Here is a 932-nt window from a genome sequence, read left to right on the forward strand (position 1 = left end):
CCTGCTCCTCGCCGTGGATCGCCCGCCAGGCGCGGATCCGGCGCTCGAGCGTGCGGCGGATTCCAGCCCCCAGCTCAGGATGGCCGTCGGAGCATCTCCTCGAAGATCGCCACGGGCCGCACGCCGGGAGCCGCCTTCAGCATCGGCACGACCTCCAGGCCGAAGACGTTAGCCAAGGGATCCGGCCGGCGCCTTTGCCGCGGTGACTTCTTTTGCGACGGAAAGGCGCAGATCATTCTCGAGCCGATAAGCGGTCGACGAACTGAACGAGGCCTTCGCGGCCGCCTCTGGCGGCGAATTGGTTTGACGGAACTTCATGTAGAGCCTCATCTGGTGATCGGTGACATGGCAGCCTGGCAACGGGTGATTCCTCTTTGGCGAGAAGAACCATCCATCACCGGCCAGCCGCGATCGCCAGACGGCGCGGTCCGCTCGGATCGCGCCGTCGCCGGGCTCGTAACTCCGGTCGGGCTACGTCCTCCCTGCGTCACGAGCCCGGCGAAGCTCTCTCATCCTGATTGACGCTGCACTTCCATCCTGATTGCCGCGCCGCAGCATTGCGGCCGGCGGATCTTCGCGGAGCGGTTCGGAGAAGACGTCGTTCCGCTTCGACGGCGCGGGACGGCACGGCTGGAATACATCGTCCATCACCTGGGGTTGGCGCTGGGCGGCCGGCCGGCGGCAAGCTTCGCCAAGCGCTCATGCTGCCTGTCAGCAACGATACCTTGCTACGGGTGGTCCGCCGGCGGGCGGCGATGACGACAGATCCATTGCTTGTTGTGGGCATCGATGACTGGGCGTTCCGGAGAAACCATCGATACGGGACGATCGTGTGCGATTTGGAGCGCCGGCGGATCGTTACCCTGCTGCCCGACCGGGAAACTGCGACCGTTCGGGCGTGGCTATCGAGGCACCCAGCGATCAACATTGTG

General features: G+C 65.5%; 2 pseudogenes. One reads left to right on the forward strand and one right to left on the reverse strand.

What is annotated here, in order from left to right:
• Window positions 1–330: pseudogene (locus IVB32_RS32655) on the reverse strand (IS21 family transposase); the annotation flags it as partial.
• 228 nt (window positions 331–558) lie between these two features.
• On the opposite strand from IVB32_RS32655, the pseudogene IVB32_RS32660 reads away from it, so the two are divergent.
• Window positions 559–932 (forward strand): annotated as a pseudogene (locus IVB32_RS32660) (transposase); the annotation flags it as partial.

Origin of the sequence: Bradyrhizobium sp. 23 (genome assembly GCF_023073295.1) — a bacterium.
GTDB lineage: Bacteria > Pseudomonadota > Alphaproteobacteria > Rhizobiales > Xanthobacteraceae > Bradyrhizobium > Bradyrhizobium canariense_D.